This is a genomic window from Flavitalea sp., assembly GCF_035489435.1.
Taxonomy (GTDB): Bacteria; Bacteroidota; Bacteroidia; order Chitinophagales; family Chitinophagaceae; genus DATHKG01.
Map to the genome: position 1 here is coordinate 25,557 of NZ_DATHKG010000151.1, position 21,198 is coordinate 46,754.

A 21,198-nucleotide genomic window follows, 5' to 3' on the forward strand; every position below is an offset into this window, starting at 1 on the left:
TGGGTTTTCGTTCTCGTCCCTTCTCCAGGTAGTTACTATTAGCCTACGATATCGTAAAAGCTCAGGGTGGTGAGATAAACGTGGTGACGAAACAAGGAAGGAGCTGAGTTAATAATGCAATTACCTATTAGTTAAAGGCGTGGGATGCGGGCAGGCGTTAAAACTTAGACCCTTAGCGAACCACGGAACGCCCTGGCGGCATAATATGATTCCGCACCATTGTGATACAGGAACACCTGGTCGTAGCGGCGATCACAAAACAGTGCGCCACCAAGCTTCCTGATTTCAGCTGGAGTCTGTACCCAACTCGATGTTTTCAGGTCGAAATTTCCAAGTTGCTGCAACTCCCGGTACTCCTGCTCCGTTAAAATTTCAATGCCCATGTCGGCAGCCATATTCGAAGCGCTATCTTTCGGTTTATTTTCCTTTCTTGACTCCAGTGCCTCACCATCATAACAAATACTTCTGCGGCCGTTTGGACTTTCAGCTGAACAATCATAAAATATGTACTCGCCCGATTTTTTATCATAACCAACTACATCAGGCTCACCACCGGAAATTTCCATTTCATCAAGAGACCATAGTTTTTCAGGATTGGCTTCCAGCTTAGCTTCTACTTCAGCCCATTTAAGACTTTTATGGCGGCTCATATGTTTGTCAAAACGGGCCTTCAATACTTTAAGTAGTTCTTCACCTTGTTCTTGTGATAACTTCTGTTTACGGCTTTTAACGTTTTTCATGAAAGCATTTTTATAATTATTTCAAACATTTAATTATTCGAAAACTGAATCATAAATCTTTAATCATTTAATCCTTTTCCACTCAGGATTTGCTGCGTATATTTTTCCACTCTTGCTTCCCGTGTTTTGGATTGTTTAGGTGTAGAAAAATGGAGCTTGTATGCTCTTTGCCTGCCTGGGGTTAGTGCTTCAAAAGCTGCTTTCAGACCAGGCATCTCTTTGAGCTTCTTTTTGAATTCCTCGGGCATGGTGAATTCTGCAGTCTTTTTTAATGTTACTTTCAAACCGGCCTTTTCTACTTCAATGGCTTCATAGATATAAGCTTTGATGTTGGTTTTCATCCTGGATATCTCGCGAACATTGGTGAATCGTATCTGTCGCGCTGCCTGCACATTCTTCGTTTGCTGGATCAGGATACCATCGGGATCATTTAATAAGGCTCCTTTGAAAAACAAGAGTGCACAATATTCTTTGAATACATGTATCAAAACAATATTACTTTTCCCAAACGTATAACATGGAACTCCCCATTTCAATTCTTCATTGAGCCCACAGTCAAGAACAATAGTTCTTAATTTGACGAGTTCTTCCTGCCACTTTTTTGCTTTATTAAAATAGAAATCAACTTTAGGATTCATTTTTTTATCATTAGTATATTAATCGTCAATTGTCATGCCTGCTATTTTGTTTGCGATGATTCTATTAGTTTGTCATCATTCTATTAATTATCAATATTCTATTGAAATTATTAATAAGCTGAACTATTAAATTATTAATTAACTGAAAGACTGGCTACAATTATTTTTCTGTCCGCAGGCCTGAAATACCAGGATACTACAGTCAAAATTAACAATAGCAATGGTGGGAATATCTCGTTTATAGGATCGCCCATTGCAATATGCGAATACAGTGCTCCCGACATCATAAAGAAGAACCCGGCATAAGCCCATTCCTTTAGTAAAGGAAACCTGGGAATAAGAACTGCCACAACCCCCAGGATTTTACAAACACCCAGAAATGGTAGCAGATACTCCGGATAGCCCATCTTGATAATAAAACCTGTTTCCTCTTTCATTTTTAATAACTGTACGATGCCGGTTGAAATCATTCCCAAGGCAAGCCAGATAGTAGCAATCCAATAGATGATTTTATTTCTTTTTTTCATGGCGTTTTATTTTAATTTACTAACTACATCCTGCAAACGGTTATGTGCCATATTAATACCCTGGGCAAAGGGCAACTGCAGCATCTGGTCTCTGAGCTCAACTGATTTATAAACTATATGCATGGTGAGTTTGCTGGTTTCTTCAGTAAGTTTTTCAAATTGAAGGAACTCCAGCTGAACATCGAAAGGTGTATTCTCCATTTCAAAAGTGCGGATGATTTTATGATCCGGCACAAACTCATGGATTACGCCATTAGTCCTTAACACCACGTTTCCCTTAGAATCTGATGTTTCAAATTGCCAGCTGCCATGCTTTTTATTTTCGAGTTTTAATACTTTTGTTCCCATCCACTGCTCAACAAATTCCGGTTCCTCATATGCTTTGAACAGTAATTCCAGCGGCAAATCAAATTCTCTCGTAATCACCAATTCCTGCTTGCCGTCTTCAGCATTTATTTTTGTTTTTCTTTCCATGGCAATTATTTTTTTGTTTTGTATTGTTTCATAATTGTTTCCAGTTTATTAAACCTGTCATCCCACATTTTGCGGAATGGCTCAATGAAGTCAGCTACTTCTTTCATTTGTTTTGCATTTATATGATAGTAAATCTCTCTCCCGTTTTGCTCTTGTTTTAGCAATTCACACTCGGTGAGTATTTGAAGGTGTTTTGAAACAGTGGGCCTGGCGGTGTCAAAATTTGAAGCTATTGCACCCGCTGTCATGGATTGTGAAGCAACCAACAGAAGAATAGCCCTTCTTGTCGGATCTGCTATGGCTTGAAACACATCACGTCTTAAATTCATTATGTAGCTATTTGACTACAAATATATATGTAGTTATATGACTACGCAAATTTTTTTCTGGTTTTTTTTGGGGTCCTGGAAAAAGACCAGGCTGGAAACGAGGTTGTAATCAATTACAAATTGTTATATTTATTAAGATATTTTAACCCCCTGCTTCATCCCCTAAACAACCCCTTAAACATGGAAAATAATCTTCCTCCCAGGCTGGTCTTGAATCAAATGCTGTTTGGATTTGTCATGACCAAAGCAATACATGTAGCCGCGAAACTTAATATAGCCGACATTATAGCTTCAAAAGGTCCAATGACCGGTGCAGAATTAGCAAAACAATCTGGTGCAAACGAAGAATCGGTTTCCCGTTTGTTGCGTGCATTGGCAAGTACCGGGATTTTTAGTATCGATGAAAGCGGGAAATATTCGCTGACCCCACTTGCGGAATCTCTTAAAGAAGATGGGCCTGAATCTATCAAGGCAATGGCCCTGGTTTTAGGCGATATGTTATATAAAGGCTACGATGAATTATTATTTTCAGTGAAAACGGGAGAAGGTGGATTCACGAAAGCGCTCGGTGTGCCTGTGTTTCAATATCTGACTAATAATCCTGAAACAGGAAAACTATTTGATCGTATGATGACAGATATCCATGGGGGAGAAACGCAACCCATGGTCGACACCTATGATTTTTCAGCCTTCAATACCGTCGTTGACATCGGTGGTGGTAATGGCGAAGTGATTTCAGCAATTCTTAATAAAAACGCTGCTGTAAAAGGGATTTTGTTTGACTTGCCTGAAGTAATAGATCGTGCCCGAAACAATATGTCTGCAAGCGGTGTGAGCGATCGATGCCAATTGGTTTCGGGTAATTTTTTCGATTCGGTAGTTAAAGGAGGTGACGCTTATATCATGCGACATATCCTGCATGACTGGCGTGATGACGATGCTATTACTATTTTAACGAATTGCAGAAAATCGATGAATGCTGGTGGGAAGGTATTGGTGGTTGAAGCGATTATCCAGGAAGGTAATGAGCCAAGTCCGTTTAAATTGCTTGATCTTACTATGCTCCTTATTGGTGGAAAAGAACGTACCCGCAGCCAGTTCGAAAATATTTTTTTGAAAGCTGGTCTGAAATTGAATCGGATTGTCCCCTTTCAACATGATCTGTCGGTGGTTGAAGGAGTAGCGGTGTAAAAACAATAAACTTTTGACTACAGAATATTAACCAGGAAATTTCGTTTTTTATCGACCTGGCTGGTGTAGCTTTGATCTGATTTCTGTATGTTGAGATTTGTGTTATCCATAATCCTTTTAATTGCCTTCGCGATTCAAACCTTTCACATGGGAGGTTTCGTGGTTGATTATTATCTGAACACCTCATCTTATTCAAAAAACTGCGAAAATAAGGCGAAACCCATACTAAAATGTAATGGTAAATGCCAGCTGGCGAAGAAAATCCTGGAAAAACAAAAACAAGAAGAACAAACACCGGAACAAAAACTGGAAAATAAGTACCAGGTTATCTGCTTTAAGTCTTATTTCGCAATACTTCCTTCTCAAAATGTCGATTTCTCGGCCGGATATCCTCAATATCCCGTAGCCGTACTCCCCTCAGTTCTGGTAATGGGAATTTTTCGTCCTCCCTGCCTGGTATGATCAATCTATGCTTCAAATAAACCAGTTCGTCACTTTGCACGTATTGTAAGGTTATGCACTGAATTAATTTGGATCCTTGTTATCATTTCACACCAACTCAACCAAGAGTATGTCAAAGTTCAATGGCATTGCCTTCATGGCAATCCTTTTAATATTTGCGCAACAGGGGCTTGCGCAGTCCGGTCTTGCCCAGTCCGTCCCTGGCAAGCCCGGCCTTGCCCAGGGTGGAGTGCGAGGCAAAATCCTGGATGCAGGAACAAAAGAGCCTGTACCCGGTGCCACCATCCATTGCTCACACCAGGGATGTCAGGATATTTCAGTGTCAGGTTTCAATGGTGATTTTGAATTAAAATGCACTCATTGCGAATCTGTTTCTGTTACTTCCATTGGTTACGCAACTCAGAACATTCCCGTTTCGCCTCATAAAAATATAGTTTCATTAGTCTCTTCACAGTCCATGCTTCAACAGGTTGTTGTTTCTGCCAACCGGGGCGAAGGTGTTAAGCGCTCATTAGCACCCGTCGCGATCGCTACTTTGAGTAGCAAAACTATCCAGGATAATAAGCCGACAACCCTGGACCAGGTACTGAACAAAGTAAGTGGAGTAAATATGGTTAATCTTGGGAATGAGCAGCACCAGATGAGTATTCGTCAGCCTATGACTACAAAAAGCCTGTTCTTATATCTCGAAGATGGAATCCCCATCAGAACCACAGGCTTATACAATCACAATGCTTTACTCGAAATAAACATGGCTTCTGTGAAAAGTATCGAAGTGATCAAGGGGCCATCTTCTTCATTATACGGAAGCGAGGCTATCGGCGGCGTTGTCAATTTAATTACAGCTGCGCCAACAGTGGTTCCTGTTTTAAAGTTGTCTTTACAAGGGAATAATATTGGTTATAAACGGGCAGATTTGTTTACCAGTATGAGTAAAGGGAAATGGGGTTTTGTTGTTAGCGGATATCATGCCGATAAAAGCAATGGTTATCTGGAATACAGTGATTTTCACAAAAGCACATTTACTGCAAGAGTGGATTATCATTTTTCCGAAAAGACAAGTCTCTCAAATGGTATAACCTGGCTAAAATATTACAGCGATATATCAGGGGGAATAGATAGTGCCATGTTCGCATCCAGGAGCTTTAAAAACCTTCAAACCTTTACCTATAGAAAAGTAGATGCATTCAGATATCACTCTACATTAACCCATAAATGGAACGACCGAAGCAGAACGACCTTAACAGCGTTATACCGTGATAATGCAATTGGTCAAAATCCGGCTTACCGGGTGAAAGATGATTACAGGAAGCAGGGAAATATTTTTGTAGGACAAAAAGATGTTGCGCATGGAGAAATCAATGAAAGCAGCTTCAAAAGCTATTCTTTTATTGCTCAGCATAAGCAACAGATTAAATGGAAGAATGCTACGTTTATTGGAGGTGTAAATGTTGATCTTAGTCCATCAACATTCGATGCAAATTACATCAAAATAAAAAAGGATACTACAACTAAAAAGTATGTAAGCTATCAAAACACTGACAGCTCACTCACCGATTATTCTACAAAGCTGAATAACTATGCAGCTTTCGCAAACTTTGAATTCAGTCCCACCGAAAAATTGAGGGTTGTTGCTTCCTTAAGATACGATCTGTTTCATTATGATTTTGACAATCATCTGACGCCATCTTCCTTTAGCGGATCTCCGGATATGGTAAATAATTTCGAACGTCTCAGTCCTAAAGTTGGATTTACATATAATTTTTCAGAACGGACCGGGGTCTATGTAAATTATAGCGAGGGTTTTGTTCCACCCCAGGTTTCTGAACTATATACAGGTGTAAAAGTTCCCAATATTGAACCATCCGTTTTCTATAATTACGAAGCCGGTGGGTGGGCGGAACTGATCAAAAATAAGTTGAGTGTCGACCTGAGTATTTACAACCTTAAAGGAACAAATGAAATCGTTTCCGTCAAGTTAGACAATGGTTCGTTCGCAAATCAAAATGCTGGTGAAACCTCGCACAAAGGGATAGAGTTTGGATTGATGGCAACACCATCAAAAGAAATTTCTTTCCGGGTTAGCGGTGCCTATAGCGAACATCGTTTTGTGGAGTTCGTCGAAAAAGGAACTAAATACAACGGCAATCAAATGAACAATGCTCCAAACTGGATGTACAATTCAGAAATATGGTATAAACCAGGTTTCGTAAAAGGTCTGAGAATAGGTGCAGAATTACAGCATATTGGTAGTTACTATGTGGACCCTCAGAATACAGCTAAATACAAAGGATATAATGTTTTAAACCTAAGGGCAGGCTATCAGTTTAAAGGACTGGAACTATGGATAAATGTTCTTAATGCAACTGATAATTATTATTCCTATATAACTACCAAAAGTTCTTTTGGATATAGTTATCAATTGGCCGATCCCCGAAACTTCAACTTTGGATTATCTTATGAATTCGGTAGCCTGCTTAAAACCAATAAAAAATGAATCGACTTTTTATAACTACTTTTTGTATCGCAACAATTTTTATTGCTCTTATTTTATCTGCGTGTGGCGGCGATAAAAAATCTGTAAAACCATTTGCATCGAATGAAATGTTGGCGGATACGTTGCCCGGCCAATGCCCTTACCTGACTAAGGATAATAAAGGTAATACCGTGCTTTCCTGGGTAAGGATGATCAATGATTCATCCGCTGTTTTTTGTTATGCAGTATCTCCCGATGGCAAAACTTTCGGAAGTCCGATTGTAATTCCAGGCAGTGAAGACATTGAGCCCCACGGGGAAAACTTACCAAAAATTATTTTCAAAGAATCCGGTGAAGTGATTGCACTTTGGGGCACAAAAAGTACCAGCACAAAAAATAAATTCGCAGGTATGGTCTCATACACCCAATCTTTTGATGGAGGCAATACCTGGAACGCTGAAATAAAATCATTGGTGCCAGATACATCGGCAAACGATCAGCGCTATTATGATGTCGCACTGCTGCCAAATGGTGAGGTGGGTGTTATTTGGTTGGATAACAGGAAAACTAATGGTAAAGAAGGATCAGCTTTATTTTTTGCAACTACTAAAGGCAAAAAAGGTTTTGTCGGAGAAAGAAGAATTGCTGAATCCTGTTGCCAGTGTTGTCGCACTGATCTTTTTGTAGACAGCAAAGGTGGTATTCATACATTGTACAGGGGAGTGATTAATGATAGTATCAGGGATATGGTTCATGCAGTATCTGTAGATGGTGGAAAAACATTTTCTGAACCCAAACGGATAAGTGATGATAACTGGGTGATAAATGGTTGTCCCCACACAGGACCCTCGATGACGGAAAATAAAGAGGGACTACAATTTGCATGGTTTACGGGTGGAAAAAATAAGGGTTCTTATTATGCAAGTTCAAAGGACAATGGCATAAGTTATTCACCCCGAAACCCGGTGAGCGAGCTTGGTTCCCATCCCCAGTTAACCAGTTTCAAAAGCGGCCGGTTAGCTATTGTCTGGGATGAGATGGTAGATATCGGCAATAAATCAATCAAAAAAATTGGGATTCAAACCAGGGCAGCAGATGGGAAAAACATGGCGGCGAAATTTATTACAACAGATACGCTATCAGCGAGCTTTCCTGTAATCACAACAATAAATGAAACAAGCGCTTTAGTTGCTTATTCTCAAATGAAAGGGCGCCATAACTATATAACCTATCAACTGGTTTCCAACCAATAGCTTCCTGCGATTGAACTTTTTTATTGTCAACGGTATTTTTATAACTTACAGAAAGAATTTCCAGGAATACAGCAGAGCCGCGAATACCCGGCAGGAATGGCGCAACCCTTCTTCATTCTATCAGTAAAATATGTTCAATGCACAACCCAATGGTAGAAACCAGGAATCAATCCGTTTCAGAAAATGGTTTTGCCGGCTTTCCGGAAGTCGGATCAGAAGCTGAAATAATGATCTTCAGAAAATTGCAGGAGAAGCTTTGCCGGCAATTTGAGCATATATTCCCCGATAAGCTGGCGCCTAAAACGGTAGTGGTTATTCCGTCGCTTACTATGGATGAAGAAATACTCTCCAAAGTCAGCGGAATCAATCATTATGAGGAAAGGATGCTTTGCCTCCTGATGCTGTTGCGCATGCCGAGGACCAATGTAATCTATGTCACAAGCCAGACCATTGATCCCGTCATTATAGATTATTACCTGCATATGCTTCCGGGTATGACCGGTTATCATGCCCTTCGCAGACTGACCTTGTTAAGTTGCCATGATTCGTCTTCAAAATCGTTGACCCGCAAAATTCTTGACAGGCCAAGATTATTAAAACGCATTCATGATCTGATTTCGGGGGACAGGGATACTCATATGGCATGTTTTAATGTGACTGCTTATGAACGGACCTTAGCCACCAGGTTACAAATTCCCATTTTTGGGTGTGATCCTGACCTTGCTGATTTAGGGAACAAAAGTAACAGCCGAAAAATTTTCAGGGAATGTGGTTTATTAGTTCCACCTGGTTTCGAAGACCTGGGCTCTGAAGAAGATATAATTGTTTCTTTAAGCCAGTTAAAAAAACAGTATCCCCGGATTCGTAAAGCCGTAGTTAAAGTTAATGATGGGTTTTCCGGAGAAGGTAATGCCATTTTTTCTTTTTCCGGAATTGAAAACGCAACTGATATAAAAGAATGGGTTAGCAGAAATATTCGCGAAAAACTCAAAATGGTGGCAGTTGATATTTCTTATGATTTGTTCATTATTAAATTGCGGCAGATGGGAGGAATAGTTGAAGCCTTTATTGATGGTGAAAGAAAGGAATCACCATCCGTGCAATGCAGGATAACCCCGACGGGTATCAGTGAAATACTTTCTACGCATGACCAGGAATTAGGCGGCGAAAGCGGGCAGGTTTATATTGGTGCACAATTCCCGGCCGCAGAGGATTACGCCGTGGAGATAGGGCAGATGGGAAAGCGGGTCTCAGATGTTTTGCGGGAAAGGGGTGTGCTCGGCAGATTTGCTGTTGATTTTATTTCCGTAAAAGAAAACGATGGTTGGAAGCACTATGCTATCGAGATCAACCTGAGAAAAGGTGGGACTACGCATCCTTTTCTCATGCTTCAATTTTTAACCAATGGAACATATAATGCTGATGACGGAAAATATTATATATCCAAAGGAAATCTTACCAGGTATTATTTCACTTCAGATAATTTAAAGAGCGATAAATATATAGGTCTTACACCACATGACCTGATTGATATCGCAATGATGAACGATCTGCATTTTGATGGTACAATACAGGAAGGTGTAATGTTTCATCTGATAGGCGCGCTGTCGCAATACGGGAAACTGGGAGTTGTTTGCGTAGGCAGCACACCTGAACGCGCAAGAGAATATTATACAAAAATTATTGCTGTGCTCGATAATGAGTGTAAATAAAAAACACAATCAGGTCCGTAAATAAAAACCGCAAATTAGATCCGCAGTAAAATCCAGGTTTTATTGCAAATGTAAATACATCTCCTTGTCATCAACACGCGCTATATGTGCATCAGGCACTGATCTCTCGTACTCTATATAATACATATCCAGTTCGCCGAGGTTCTTTGCATAGATCTTTCCGCGATGGCTGCATTCAAAGCGATGCTTGATAATTTCATGAGTATATGCTGAGATGTTCACCCTGCCCGGTGTACCATTGCTTTCCATGCGGCTTGCGATGTTAACAGTGCTACCCCAGATATCATAGGCATATTTCTTTTTGCCAACCACACCGGCAACAACAGGTCCTGTATGTACTCCGATCCTGATTTCCCATGCTTCAAGTCCTTTTTCCTGCCTGGTTGAATTGTGCTGCTCTACAAAATGCTGTATTTCCATAGCAGCTTTGATCATTTTGTAAGCATGATCCGGATCTGGCGAAGGCATATTTCCGGCACACATATAAGAGTCACCTATGGTCTTGATTTTTTCAAGATCATATTTTTCCATGATGTTGTCAAAAGCCATAAAACATTCATTCAGCTCTTCAACCACATCTTCAGGGGATAATTTATCAGCGATTGAAGTGAAACCTTTGAAATCTGTGAACAGAACAGTCACTTCCTCAAAATGCCTCGGTAATGATTTGCCGCTTGTCTGTAACTCGGAAGCTACTTCTTTAGGCAGAATATTCAGCAACAGCTGTTCGATCTGATCCTTTTGTTTGTCAAGGACCTTATTGACTTTTACTTTTTGTAAATAGTTGCGGTAAATGATAAATGCAATTATAAGTATTAAGCCCAATCCAATCTGTACACCCATACGGGCCGCCTTCTCAGATTTTATTTTTGCATCCTGCAAAACAATTTCACCTTCTTTTTTCTCGAGTTCGAAGTCGAACTGCAGTTGGTTTAATTTCTTTTTTGTATCGAGATTCCAAAGTGTGTCTTTGATATCGCTATACAAGGTCCTGTACAAATAAGCATTAGCAAAATCATTCTGTTTCTGATAGGCAGCCGACATATCTTTATACAAATCCTTTAATTCAATTTTCACGTCATCCATCTGCTGTGCAAGATCTCTTGCCTGGCTGTAATATTCTATTGCAAGCGAAGTCTTATTTTGTTTCTCATAAACATCTGCAATTCCTCCCAGAGTGCGCATTATTTGCAGCTTGTCGTCTTCTTTTTCCGCAATGGATAAAGCTTTATTGTGATTTTCAAGAGCCAGATCATATTTGCCTAGTTTCATATATATTTTCCCTATACCATTGTAAGCAAATGCGGCATCGGGCGTATTTTCTGCGGCTCTTAACGCTTTCCTGAAATACTCAAAAGCTTTATCATAATCGTAGTTGACAAAATATATCTCTCCAATGTTACCCACAACGCCGATGTATTCTTTCTTAAATCTGCTTCCCTCCAACCATGGAATGGCTTTTAGAAGGTAGTTGATGGCAGCAGGGTCTTCCTTATTGTGATAGATCCCACCGACATTTCCGAGTGCTGTTGCAATCCTTAAAGTATCACCGGCTTTCTCAGCAAGCTTTAAAGATTTTAGCATGTATTCGAGCGCCTTGTCATCTGCACCCTGGGTAAGATAAATGGCCCCGATGTTATTTAGCATATTTGAGATACCAATATCCTCACCAATTTTTTCAAAGATCTCCAACGACTCGCTCCAGAAAGGCAGGGTTTCTGCATACATCCCTTTCATGTAGTACACCATTCCGATATTCTTTAATGCCATTGCTTCCCCTTTGGGATATTGTAATTCGTGGGCAATTTCCTTCGCCTGCAAGGCCAGGCCAATGGCTTTGGCAGAATCGCTGCCGACAAGCGTTTTACTTTCCGCGTTTAAAGCATTAACAGTTGTTGTATCCTTGTTCAGTTCCTTTTGTCCATAAGATGCAGAACCGGATACTAAAATCACCAGCAAAAAAAAGATTCTGATATTCATGGTAGCACACTTTACTTAACAAATGGAATTGCTGTATTGAAACAGGAGAAACAGAGAGCAAACCTGTTTCTCCTGTTTTTTAAATTTTTATAAATTTAAATGTTTTGGTTCCTGCCGCCGTCCTTGCTTCGATTATATGTATGCCATTTGATAGCCCTGATACATTTATTTCATAGATGCCTTCACTAATTTTCCTCAAAGGTGCAGCTTTCGGTTTACCCAATCCATCATAAATCCGGATATCCCTGACATTCTGCAAATCACCTTTAACCTGCAACCTGAGTACAGAAGAAGCCGGATTAGGATAAATCATGTCAATCCTTGCTTTAGCTTCTGCTGGTTTTTCGGTTACTACTTTTGCTGCTACTACAGTTTTCGGGGCGCTCTTTAAATTGACGGCTTCATTAACCGTCAGGGTACCATCCTTGTACACTATCCGGTAATTCGAATTGAAGTAGCAACCACCGATAACTATTGGATAATCACCAGGCGGAGACTCGATTGAAGCGGTAGTACGTGGCGTAACGGCACCTGAAGATTCATCACCGGGAGTTAATACAATAACCACTGCTATTGCATCCGTTGCATCCTGGTCGTGGAAGAGATGACCAAATTGATAGCAGGAGAACCAGTAAGATGATTGTTGGGTAATATAATAAACACCAGGTCTTGTTGGGGCCGTAAATGTTTGATTAATTAATCCTGCATGTGGTTCTGTGCCTGAAACGTCAGAACAAATATCAAAGATATTTCCAGTGAACTGATCATTCGCCATGCCGATATAGCTTTGAGTTATACAACCAGGGCAATATTGAACATAACCAGGAATAAAATCGGAGAAATAAACCTGGTTCCAGGTAGCGGTTAAAGTCAGCTCTTCACCAGGCGTTGCATGATAAACATTGGACGTTGCATTAACTAATACGTTGGTATAAGTTGTACGTCTTTCCACCTGGTCAATAACCTTGGTTGTTGGCGGGAATACAACCGGTTGACATACGTCAGACTCGGTCTCATTATATGCAAACCCATTATAAGTGACTGTTAACGGTGGATTAACTTCCCCTGGATTTTTTGTTTTGTTTTCAGCGGTTACGGACAATGGTTTCTTTGTGATCAGCACCACTGAGGCGCCATAGGTTACCTCAAAGTTCTCATTCACAAAAGCGCCCGGGAACAAATTATGGTAGCCTGCTTCCAGCCCTGTAATCATATTCATTGAGAACATGCCGCCAACATCACCGGCCTGGAGATTGATATCGTCTTCATCAACCACTACCATGGTTTTTGTATTGTTATTTGCACCACCTACGTCAAAGTTATTGACAAGCGCCTGCAACTGGCCATTAACTAATGCCTTCAGCTGGCCGTTCGGATATACCCACTCTTCACCGTTGACGATTGCTTTTAATTGGCCGTTTGCTATCGTGTAGCTATTAACTTCAGCCAGCTGTCCATTCACGATAGCTTTCAATTGTCCATTTGTAAATGGTTCGAATTGTCCGTTGACCAGTGCCTTCAGTTGTCCATTTGCGAAAATCGCAAAAGTTAATTCACCATTCACGAGTGCCATTAGCTGTCCATTTACCATAGCCAGCAGCTGACCATTGACCAGGGCTTGTAACTGACCATTTGCGATGGGAATATAAGATCCATTCACCAGTGCTTTCAATTGACCATTTGCAAATTGCTTTACGCTTTGAACTGAGACTCCGGATCCATTTACCAAAGCTTTCAACTGGCCATTAACCAGTGCAAGTAACTGACCATTCACATAAGCTACCTGCTGACCGTTAACCAACGCCTGCAATTGTCCATTCACTATCGTAAAGCTTGTAGTTGGAACATCTGTTACTTCGCCATTCACCAATGCTTTCAGCTGGCCATTTACCAGCGCCTTTAGCTGCCCGTTCACCAACGCTTTTAGCTGGCCGTTTGCAAGCTGAAGATCCTCGGCAACTTCCAGTTCGCCGTTTTCTAAAACCATCAGCTGCCCATTTACTATTGCGAGGAGCTGACCATTTGTTAATGGTCCGATCTCTCCGTTTACGATTGCCATTAATTGGCCGTTAATCAATGGCGTGAGTTGCCCGTTAACCAAAGCTTTTAACTGCCCATTCACCAGGGCCAACAGCTGTCCATTTACAATTGCCTGGAGCTGACCATTTACAAGCGACATTTCCTCGCCATTCACCAGGGCTTTTAATTGTCCGTTTGCTATTGACAGATCAACCGTAACCTCTTGCCCATTCACTATAGCCAGTAGTTGTGCGTTTGGAACTACTTCCCAGACACCGTTTACAAGTGCGAGTAACTGACCATTTAGGAAAGATATATCCGTTACATCAACAGTTACATTATTAACCAATGCTTTGAGCTGTCCGTTTACCAATGCCTTCAACTGGCCATTCACCATCGCCAACAACTGGCCATTTACCATCGGTTGAAGGTCGCCACCGGGAACCGCAGCCTCAGCTTTTCCACTTGTTAATGCTTTTACATTCAGCAATGCCCTGGCATTTTGATTTGCCAAAGCTTCTACCATAATAGATTTTGCTGAATCCGTTTTGTAATTCAACAATGACTGCGCAGAAACGTCAACAATAAATCGTTGTTCACCAATTTGTGAAACATCAAGGTTATTTACAAGTGCCCTCAACTGGCCATTTTCCACAACAAATTTCCTGGCATTGCGTACAGACTGGAAGCTTGCCATAGCGCTGACATTGCTAAGATCTAACGGCGCAGCCAGTGGATTAATAGCTTTAACCCCATTAAGAACAATCAGGCCGTTATCTGCCAGGTATTTTCTATGAAGTGATTTAACTTCTTCGAGGAGCTGAGGAGAATTAACTCCATTCTGATCCAGGTCGTAGGTGTACTCAATGCCAGTTAGATCGTCACCATATTTAATGACTTTATCCTTCGGAGTAATTTTCAAAGTCATTCTTTCTACTGTCAGGGTGCCTGGCGCAAAAATAAAAGTGTACTGGGCATTAAGTGGATCGTTGGCTGGCAATAGTGTGGCGCGCTCAACGGTAATTGCATATGCCCGGGGACTGCTTAGCGGCAAAGCGTTAGTGGCAAACACCAGGTTGTCCAGCTTCAGATCGGCAAGTGAAAGGCTTGTCTGGCTGATGTCTGAAGTGTCTGAACCAATCACTACCGAAACACCTGGATGGAAAGCGGGATTTTCCTGGCCATACCTGCGGCTTTTATTCTCCGGACGCACTATTACTTTAACTCCTGCGCTGAAAAATTGCAGTGATTCGGATTTGCCACCATCTAGTCCGCTTGGACTTTTAGGAGGGCTATATAGTTGGAATGTGGGATCCTGGCCGTTAGGTATAGCCGGGACAGTAGCCGTAGCTGTGCCAATACCGGTGGCTGGATTTATAGAAATTGTTGTCGGAACCGGCGAATTGTTCACATAGATCTGTGTGTTAGCTGCGAGGTACCTGCCGGTTATCTTTACCATAAATGGCTGAGTACCGTTTTGAGCACCTGGGTTAACTGCTGTCAGTGTTGAGATTATTGGACGCCCATTAGCTATTTTAACCATAGCAGAATCAGCCTGCACATAGCCATAGCCTCCTTCAAAAGAAAAATTACCAGGCAGATAAGAGAATTTTCCGGCAGATGAAATTAATTGCTGACGGATTTCGTATGGCGTTACCGTGGTTTGCAGATTGAATTTTTTGCGTCCCTCCATAAGTAATGCCGCTACTGCAGCAACATGTGGCGCCGCAGCAGAGGTTCCAAAAAAGTTCGGATGTATGTCCCCGTCATTAAATGGTTGTCCCCCAAGATTCACAGATGTGTTTACACCATTGGGACCGATCAGATCAGGTTTATTCCGGGTACTGAATGTATTGTTCCTCAGCGTAACAGTTCCACCTCTTGATGAGAAAGAAGCTACGCCTGGCCAGACTGGTGTGAAAGGAGGAACATTTCCATAGAGCATGGCACCTACTGAAATCGCACTATCGGAATTTGCATGACCTACAACAGTAGAGGTGCCGGTTTTATAATCCAGGATTGTAGGCTCACCGCGGAATATTACATACTTAAACCTCACATTAGACGTGCCCGCTGCTCTTACAATCATCAATTTGGCATTGGTTGTGTCTTTTACTGTAAAAGCACAAATTTCAAAGGGATCACCAAAAAGGTTGCTTCGGTTAAATCCGAACAATTGGAATCCATTTGCACTCACCAGGTAAAGATCCAGATCTGTTTGAACACCATTTGTACTGCCCAAAGATTTAAATTCATCACTCCATTGTAAAGCGATGGTATAAGAGCCGGGTTTAAGATTTATGGTTTGATAGAGGTCAGCTGCATTGGCTCCGAACCTGTGAATCTGTCCGGTAGGCATTACGGAAGTATTGGTAACACCATTAAAAACCGATTCGTAAGATTTGTCTCCAAAATTACCTGCAGAAGTAAAATAGGTAACTCCCTGGGATACGACCTCGTTCACTGCCCGGGCGACTACGCCATCTCTTTGAAATGGTTCTGTTATATAAGTCAGATCATCAACAATTATATCGCAGCGGCCACCTGGGAGGCTTGGTGAAGCCAGTTTTTGAATGGCAGCAGCAAAATGGCCCGCACTCAGAAATCCTGTATGAAATGCAAGTTTTGCCTTTGGAGCAACATCATGTACAATTTGCAACATTGCCCTTCCTTCATCATTACCACGTTGTGCCAGGTCCTCTACCACCTGCACCGGATCCGGATTTTCACCAGGTTGTCCATTTGATTTTACCCCGGGAAGATCGCCCTCGTTAACATCAGTCTGCGCACCTGCTTTTGCATCATAACTATCTGAAATCACACCGATTTTTATATTACTACCCGTCAACCCAAATCTATCCCTTACACTATTTGAACGCATGGTCATATCACCCTGGCTGTTTATAAATCCAGTATTGCTGATGGGGGGATATAATGGACGAACATATTCAATCCGCGTATTGCCAGCGAGCTGGCTAATTTTGTTAACAGGAAAATCGCCCGTTATTGTTTGAAGATGCGGGCCATTATCTATTATACCGGTCATGCCCAGGGTCACCAGTTGTCCTTTCAATGTATTGTCATTAGGCTGCTTGCTGATTACTTCTATCTTCACATTGCCGGTGCCATCCAGGATAAACATTTCATTATCCGGGATCGCTGAAATAGCTGCGGTATTTTGAGTGAGTGAAATCAATTCTGCTCCTATCTTATTATTGGCGGCGGCTACTTTTCCATTTGGTGGAGGAGGATAATAGGGATCTATGTAACCGGGTCCCGTACCAACTGCTGTAGCCTGGTAAACGAGTTTGAGATTTTGATCCAACTCTATTCTTTTAGCACTCCATAATGCTCCTAATACATGGGGTGTGTTAAAGGGGTTCAAACTTTTAAATTCTATCCCACCATTCGGAGCCCAGATATTACCTAACCAGACATAACTGTTGTTCGGTATCAACACGGGACCTATAATACTGAAGGCCTTTCCGCTATTAGTGGATCCGGTACCATGGATTTCAGTATAGATACGGGAAGGAAAATTTCCGTTTACAGTTTTAACTGAAAGTCTTCCCCATTTCGCGTCTTTTATTATAAAGATGTTGATAGAACCTGTGGCGGTATTTTTAAAATCATATACAAGTTTATTGGAGTTGAGTTTATTATCGACTTCCTCAAAGATGTAATTTCCCGGACCGTTAAATGTGAGCGTCTTATCACCTGTCAGTGCAAGTTTGCGATATTTTCCGGGAGAAATAGTTTGTGTATTGGTTATGTTAGTCGTACCCGCCTGGTTATCGAATGCTGTATTATTCGGCATTGCAGGCATCACTGGCAGGGCAACTAAATTGTCAATTCCTCCCGTGGGTACTGGTCCCGAATAATTGGTTGCGGTAGGTGATGGCACAGATACCTGGCCGGTTACGGAGGTTGCAAGGGAACTTCCGAGACTCTTTAGCACTATCTTTCCCTGGGCAGTAAGATTGCCTGTAATAATAACTCTATAGTCAGCTGAGATTACATTGCCGTTATAATTAGGTGCCTTTTTAGCTGCGAAAACATTACCGGTAATTTTTCCAAGATTGCCGAGAGAAATAATATTGCCACTATAGATATTTCCTGATATACTAAAAAGGTTATTGGCATCAATCAAGTGATTGCTTCCTACGTTACCCTGGATGGAAACGGCATTACCAATAAAAACTCCTTGAGAACTATTATAAGAATTAGGTGAAGCACTACCTCCCCAGACAGCAAAATCTTTGATTCTTAATTCGATGGGTGTTTGACCCTGGCTAATTGTTGCAAAAAAAGAGAACAACAAAAGAAAAGAACAATTTTGAATTGCCTGGAAGAACCATCTCATCTTGAAGCAGTTTAAAAATAAAAGAATTTATCTCATTGACCGTTTCACTGACCCACGACGGATTATTATCCGGCACAGTATAGCAGGAAACTTCCATTAACCTGAGCAAAATGGAGTAACAGATTCTTTCTTGAAATGTATCAGAGTGAAATGTAACTTATCAGAAAACTAACCTAAGTTTCATATAGCGGGAATCAGCTAAACATAACTACCCCAGGGCTAAACTGACGCACTGGGCTTGTATTGGGAAGATGGGCAAAGGGGTATTTAATTAGCTTATTATGCAATTTAATAATAATAAATCAGCAATGGCCAATAATAATTGAGGCTCCAGGGGATATATTCCCGCCCAAAAAATGAAATTTGACTTCGATCAATAAATTATCAATGCACACTTTGAGCGATTGTAACGTTAATGGACATATTTGATCCCGGACCTGCCGGAGGCGGGTTAGTTTAATGTCAACGCTTTTTTGGATCATGGCGAAACTTGAAAAAATAAAAATGAACCTAAGAAAGAGTTCATTTAAGATTTGTAGCTTTAGAATCTACTGTATCCAGGCCTACCTCGGAACTCATTAATCCTCCTTTTTGCTTCTTACTCTACGGACGCGTTTTTTTAACCTCTAAAATTTTACACATGAGCAAACCATTTCTCGTGTTGTTCCTTCTGCCCATATTCGCAGCAGGACAGGAAAAAACCGTTATTAGCTTCAACCGTGTTTTTGTAAAAACAGACAAAGTGCAGGCATTCGAAAAGTCATTGGCTGCACATGCACAAAAGTATCACAAAGGAGATGTCAGCTGGAGGGTCAACTTCATTGAATCAGGGCCAAACTCCGGTGGCTACCTGATAGTGGAAGGCCCCACTACCAAATGGTTTCGGCACCTGGAGTAATTATACAACGTTTTCAAGAAATGCTATCGATCACTCGGGGAGCGAAATGATAACTTATCGAAAGGAATTAAGCTCTAATTAATTTATCAACGGCCTTTGCATCGCAAGGGCCGTTGATAAATTAACTATGAATAGGACAAAACAAAAGTTGTACTGGTACCAGGTTTCGATTCGATCGAAATTTGGTATTGAATGGCTTTGGCGAGATCCCTGATCAGATGAAACCCAAACCCGGTTTTGGCATTGAATCCACTACCTTCATAATAAAGCGATTTCACCTGCTCCTCATTTATTCCCGGTCCATTATCTGTTATGGATAGAATAGTTTGCGCATTCTCTTTCCTGGCCTTCCATTCAATTACACCGCCAGGTGTATTCTTCAGCGCTTTAATGGCATTGGATGTAAGGTTTTGCATGATTACTTTCAGATAATTTTCATCGCCGGAAACCATGAGTGCTTCAGGATTATCAAACCGGATATTGAGCTGCGATGTTTGAGGGAAAAACTTTTGCAGGTAATCAAATAATTCACTGACCTGTACCATTTTTATGTCAGGTTTGAAATTTTCCATCTGTTCTTTACTCCAGAGCAACATAGTTTCCATGGTTTGCAATAATTCTTCCGTAGACTTGCTGATCTGTTGCTGATAGGCAGCTTTCTCGTCAGCTGCGAGCAGCTCCGGCTCATTTTTTAAGAGGTGCAAAAAATTGATCAGGCTGGCGATAGGACTTCTGAGATCGTGACTGAGGATACCAAAAAATTTCACTTTTACTTTGTTTGCCTCATCCAGTTGATTGTTTAAAACCATCAGGGTCGTGTTCGATTTTTTACGCATTCGGCTTTGCCAGAACAATAATCCTCCGATTATTCCTAATAAAGCCAGACCCACAATCAATCCAAGCTGTGTTCTATGCTGACTGGCTAATTCCAGTTTGCTGATAGCAATTTCTTTATCCTTTAAGGCGATATTGTGTTTGCCTTCTATGCCGGCCAGTTCATTTTTTTTGTCCTGGGAAAAAAGGGAATCGTTGATGGAATAATAGGTTTTATAATGTCCCAATGCGGCTTTATAATTGCCTCTTGCCTCCTCCAGATCAGCCAGATTATTAGAAATAACTGCCAGGTATTCAGTATTGCCTGTTTCTTTACAGAGCTGCACTCCGCGTTTTAAATAGAATTCGGCATTATCTATCAATTCTTTTTTTTGAGCGGAGGCACTATGCATTGCAAGATCGTAATACGTTGTTCCCAGATTCCCCAAGTTGCCAATGGACATATAGGATGTCGCTCCGATTTCATCCATTATCTTCTGGGCCTTCAACATGGTCTCTATTGCCTTTTTATAATTTGGATATTCCAGCGGGCCAAGGTTGCCCAATACCTGCGCCACGCCAGATGGATTTTCCATCTCTTCATATACTTTTAACGCCCTCGCCATATAACGCCTGGCCTCAACCGTATCTTTGATTTCAATTTGGATTATCCCGATCTGCATCAGGGCTTTTCCAATATTGTCTGGAGTATTGGAAAGTTCTGCGTATTTCAGAGTCATCCGGGCATATTCCAGACTCTTAATGTAATTCTTCTGTGCGGCGAAACTGGCCGTTAAATTGGTTCCGACCAGGGCGATTTGTTCATTACTTTTAATTTCCTGAGCAATGGCCAGTGCCTTAAAAAAATAATCCAGGGCAAGGGAAAAGTTGGATTCCCGCTGATAACTCCTGCCTATATTATTCAGGTTGTTAATCATGTTAAATGAAGAGTTCAATTCCTTATTTAAAACATAACTCTTCTCAAAGTGAACTCTTGACTGGATATTGTTGCCGGTATCCCCGATGATCAATCCCAGATCATTCTCGAGATTGGCAATTCCTTTTTTCCAGTTCATTTTTTCTGCGATCACTAATGCCTTTTCAGAATATTCAATCCCTTTTTTTTGATTAACGTATAAATAAGCTTGTGCCAGCCGGCCAAGGGTTCTCACCTTACCGGAGTCGTCTTTCAATGTGTTCAGATCCATCAGCAACGAATCAATTCGGGACTGACCCTTTGTCTGGGCAAAAAGCCCGGTCTGCAAAAGACTAAAAGAGAAAATAAAAAGAATGAATTTCATA

Annotated in this window: 14 protein-coding genes; 6 read left to right on the forward strand and 8 right to left on the reverse strand. The window is 41.2% G+C overall.

The genetic code is table 11. The features are described 5' to 3' along the window. Window positions 1–164: 164 nt before the first annotated feature. From VK664_RS23350 to VK664_RS23370, 5 genes are all read right to left on the reverse strand, one after another. Window positions 165–740 carry a DUF4256 domain-containing protein gene (locus tag VK664_RS23350; RefSeq protein ID WP_461401126.1) on the reverse strand — a complete coding sequence of 192 codons (576 nt, stop codon included), beginning with the start codon at window positions 738–740 and terminating at the stop codon, window positions 165–167. Between the two features lie 59 nt (window positions 741–799). Then, window positions 800–1,378 carry a YdeI/OmpD-associated family protein gene (locus tag VK664_RS23355; RefSeq protein ID WP_461401127.1) on the reverse strand — a complete coding sequence of 193 codons (579 nt, stop codon included), beginning with the start codon at window positions 1,376–1,378 and terminating at the stop codon, window positions 800–802. A 134-nt stretch (window positions 1,379–1,512) separates the two neighbouring features. After that, window positions 1,513–1,905 carry a DoxX family protein gene (locus VK664_RS23360; protein ID WP_461401128.1) on the reverse strand — a complete coding sequence of 131 codons (393 nt, stop codon included), beginning with the start codon at window positions 1,903–1,905 and terminating at the stop codon, window positions 1,513–1,515. Between the two features lie 6 nt (window positions 1,906–1,911). Then, complete coding sequence (locus VK664_RS23365) at window positions 1,912–2,379, reverse strand: SRPBCC domain-containing protein (RefSeq protein ID WP_461401129.1); 468 nt, start codon at window positions 2,377–2,379, stop codon at window positions 1,912–1,914. 5 nt (window positions 2,380–2,384) lie between these two features. Further along, window positions 2,385–2,708, reverse strand: a complete 324-nt coding sequence (locus VK664_RS23370; protein ID WP_461401130.1) for an ArsR/SmtB family transcription factor — start codon at window positions 2,706–2,708, stop codon at window positions 2,385–2,387. A gap of 180 nt (window positions 2,709–2,888) precedes the next feature. On the opposite strand from VK664_RS23370, the gene VK664_RS23375 reads away from it, so the two are divergent. The 5 genes from VK664_RS23375 to VK664_RS23395 all read left to right on the forward strand — a co-directional run bounded on the left by VK664_RS23375 (window position 2,889) and on the right by VK664_RS23395 (window position 9,802). Next, on the forward strand, window positions 2,889–3,899 hold the full coding sequence (locus tag VK664_RS23375) for a methyltransferase (RefSeq protein ID WP_461401131.1): 1,011 nt from the start codon (window positions 2,889–2,891) through the stop codon (window positions 3,897–3,899). A 147-nt stretch (window positions 3,900–4,046) separates the two neighbouring features. Further along, complete coding sequence (locus tag VK664_RS23380) at window positions 4,047–4,361, forward strand: hypothetical protein (protein WP_461401132.1); 315 nt, start codon at window positions 4,047–4,049, stop codon at window positions 4,359–4,361. 109 nt (window positions 4,362–4,470) lie between these two features. Then, window positions 4,471–6,858 (forward strand): TonB-dependent receptor, encoded by a 2,388-nt coding sequence (locus tag VK664_RS23385; RefSeq protein ID WP_461401133.1) that lies wholly within the window; start codon window positions 4,471–4,473, stop codon window positions 6,856–6,858. Then, window positions 6,855–8,090 carry a sialidase family protein gene (locus VK664_RS23390; protein WP_461401134.1) on the forward strand — a complete coding sequence of 412 codons (1,236 nt, stop codon included), beginning with the start codon at window positions 6,855–6,857 and terminating at the stop codon, window positions 8,088–8,090. Before VK664_RS23385 ends, VK664_RS23390 begins: the two co-directional genes overlap by 4 nt. Before the next feature lie 137 nt (window positions 8,091–8,227). Further along, a complete protein-coding gene (locus VK664_RS23395; RefSeq protein ID WP_461401135.1) occupies window positions 8,228–9,802 on the forward strand; it encodes a peptide ligase PGM1-related protein in 1,575 nt (524 codons plus the stop codon). Between the two features lie 60 nt (window positions 9,803–9,862). Here the strand turns inward: VK664_RS23395 and VK664_RS23400 are convergent, their stop codons facing one another. Then, a complete protein-coding gene (locus VK664_RS23400; protein WP_461401136.1) occupies window positions 9,863–11,803 on the reverse strand; it encodes an adenylate/guanylate cyclase domain-containing protein in 1,941 nt (646 codons plus the stop codon). Between the two features lie 79 nt (window positions 11,804–11,882). Next, a complete protein-coding gene (locus VK664_RS23405; protein ID WP_461401137.1) occupies window positions 11,883–18,185 on the reverse strand; it encodes an MBG domain-containing protein in 6,303 nt (2,100 codons plus the stop codon). A 640-nt stretch (window positions 18,186–18,825) separates the two neighbouring features. Between VK664_RS23405 and VK664_RS23410 the strand changes: the two genes are divergently transcribed. After that, on the forward strand, window positions 18,826–19,083 hold the full coding sequence (locus VK664_RS23410) for a hypothetical protein (protein ID WP_461401138.1): 258 nt from the start codon (window positions 18,826–18,828) through the stop codon (window positions 19,081–19,083). Between the two features lie 125 nt (window positions 19,084–19,208). Here the strand turns inward: VK664_RS23410 and VK664_RS23415 are convergent, their stop codons facing one another. Continuing rightward, entirely contained in the window at window positions 19,209–21,197 is a 1,989-nt protein-coding gene (locus tag VK664_RS23415; RefSeq protein ID WP_461401139.1) for an ATP-binding protein, read from the reverse strand. Between the last annotated feature and the right edge of the window lies 1 nt (window position 21,198).

Excerpts from the sequence above, each read along its gene's own strand:
- VK664_RS23350 (WP_461401126.1), bottom strand. The coding sequence starts at position 740 with ATGAAAAACGTTAAAAGCCGTAAACAGAAGTTATCACAAGAACAAGGT.
- VK664_RS23355 (WP_461401127.1), bottom strand. The coding sequence starts at position 1,378 with ATGAATCCTAAAGTTGATTTCTATTTTAATAAAGCAAAAAAGTGGCAG.
- VK664_RS23360 (WP_461401128.1), bottom strand. The coding sequence starts at position 1,905 with ATGAAAAAAAGAAATAAAATCATCTATTGGATTGCTACTATCTGGCTT.
- VK664_RS23365 (WP_461401129.1), bottom strand. The coding sequence starts at position 2,379 with ATGGAAAGAAAAACAAAAATAAATGCTGAAGACGGCAAGCAGGAATTG.
- VK664_RS23370 (WP_461401130.1), bottom strand. The coding sequence starts at position 2,708 with ATGAATTTAAGACGTGATGTGTTTCAAGCCATAGCAGATCCGACAAGA.
- VK664_RS23375 (WP_461401131.1), top strand. The coding sequence starts at position 2,889 with ATGGAAAATAATCTTCCTCCCAGGCTGGTCTTGAATCAAATGCTGTTT.
- VK664_RS23380 (WP_461401132.1), top strand. The coding sequence starts at position 4,047 with ATGGGAGGTTTCGTGGTTGATTATTATCTGAACACCTCATCTTATTCA.
- VK664_RS23385 (WP_461401133.1), top strand. The coding sequence starts at position 4,471 with ATGTCAAAGTTCAATGGCATTGCCTTCATGGCAATCCTTTTAATATTT.
- VK664_RS23390 (WP_461401134.1), top strand. The coding sequence starts at position 6,855 with ATGAATCGACTTTTTATAACTACTTTTTGTATCGCAACAATTTTTATT.
- VK664_RS23395 (WP_461401135.1), top strand. The coding sequence starts at position 8,228 with ATGCACAACCCAATGGTAGAAACCAGGAATCAATCCGTTTCAGAAAAT.
- VK664_RS23400 (WP_461401136.1), bottom strand. The coding sequence starts at position 11,803 with ATGAATATCAGAATCTTTTTTTTGCTGGTGATTTTAGTATCCGGTTCT.
- VK664_RS23405 (WP_461401137.1), bottom strand. The coding sequence starts at position 18,185 with ATGAGATGGTTCTTCCAGGCAATTCAAAATTGTTCTTTTCTTTTGTTG.
- VK664_RS23410 (WP_461401138.1), top strand. The coding sequence starts at position 18,826 with ATGAGCAAACCATTTCTCGTGTTGTTCCTTCTGCCCATATTCGCAGCA.
- VK664_RS23415 (WP_461401139.1), bottom strand. The coding sequence starts at position 21,197 with ATGAAATTCATTCTTTTTATTTTCTCTTTTAGTCTTTTGCAGACCGGG.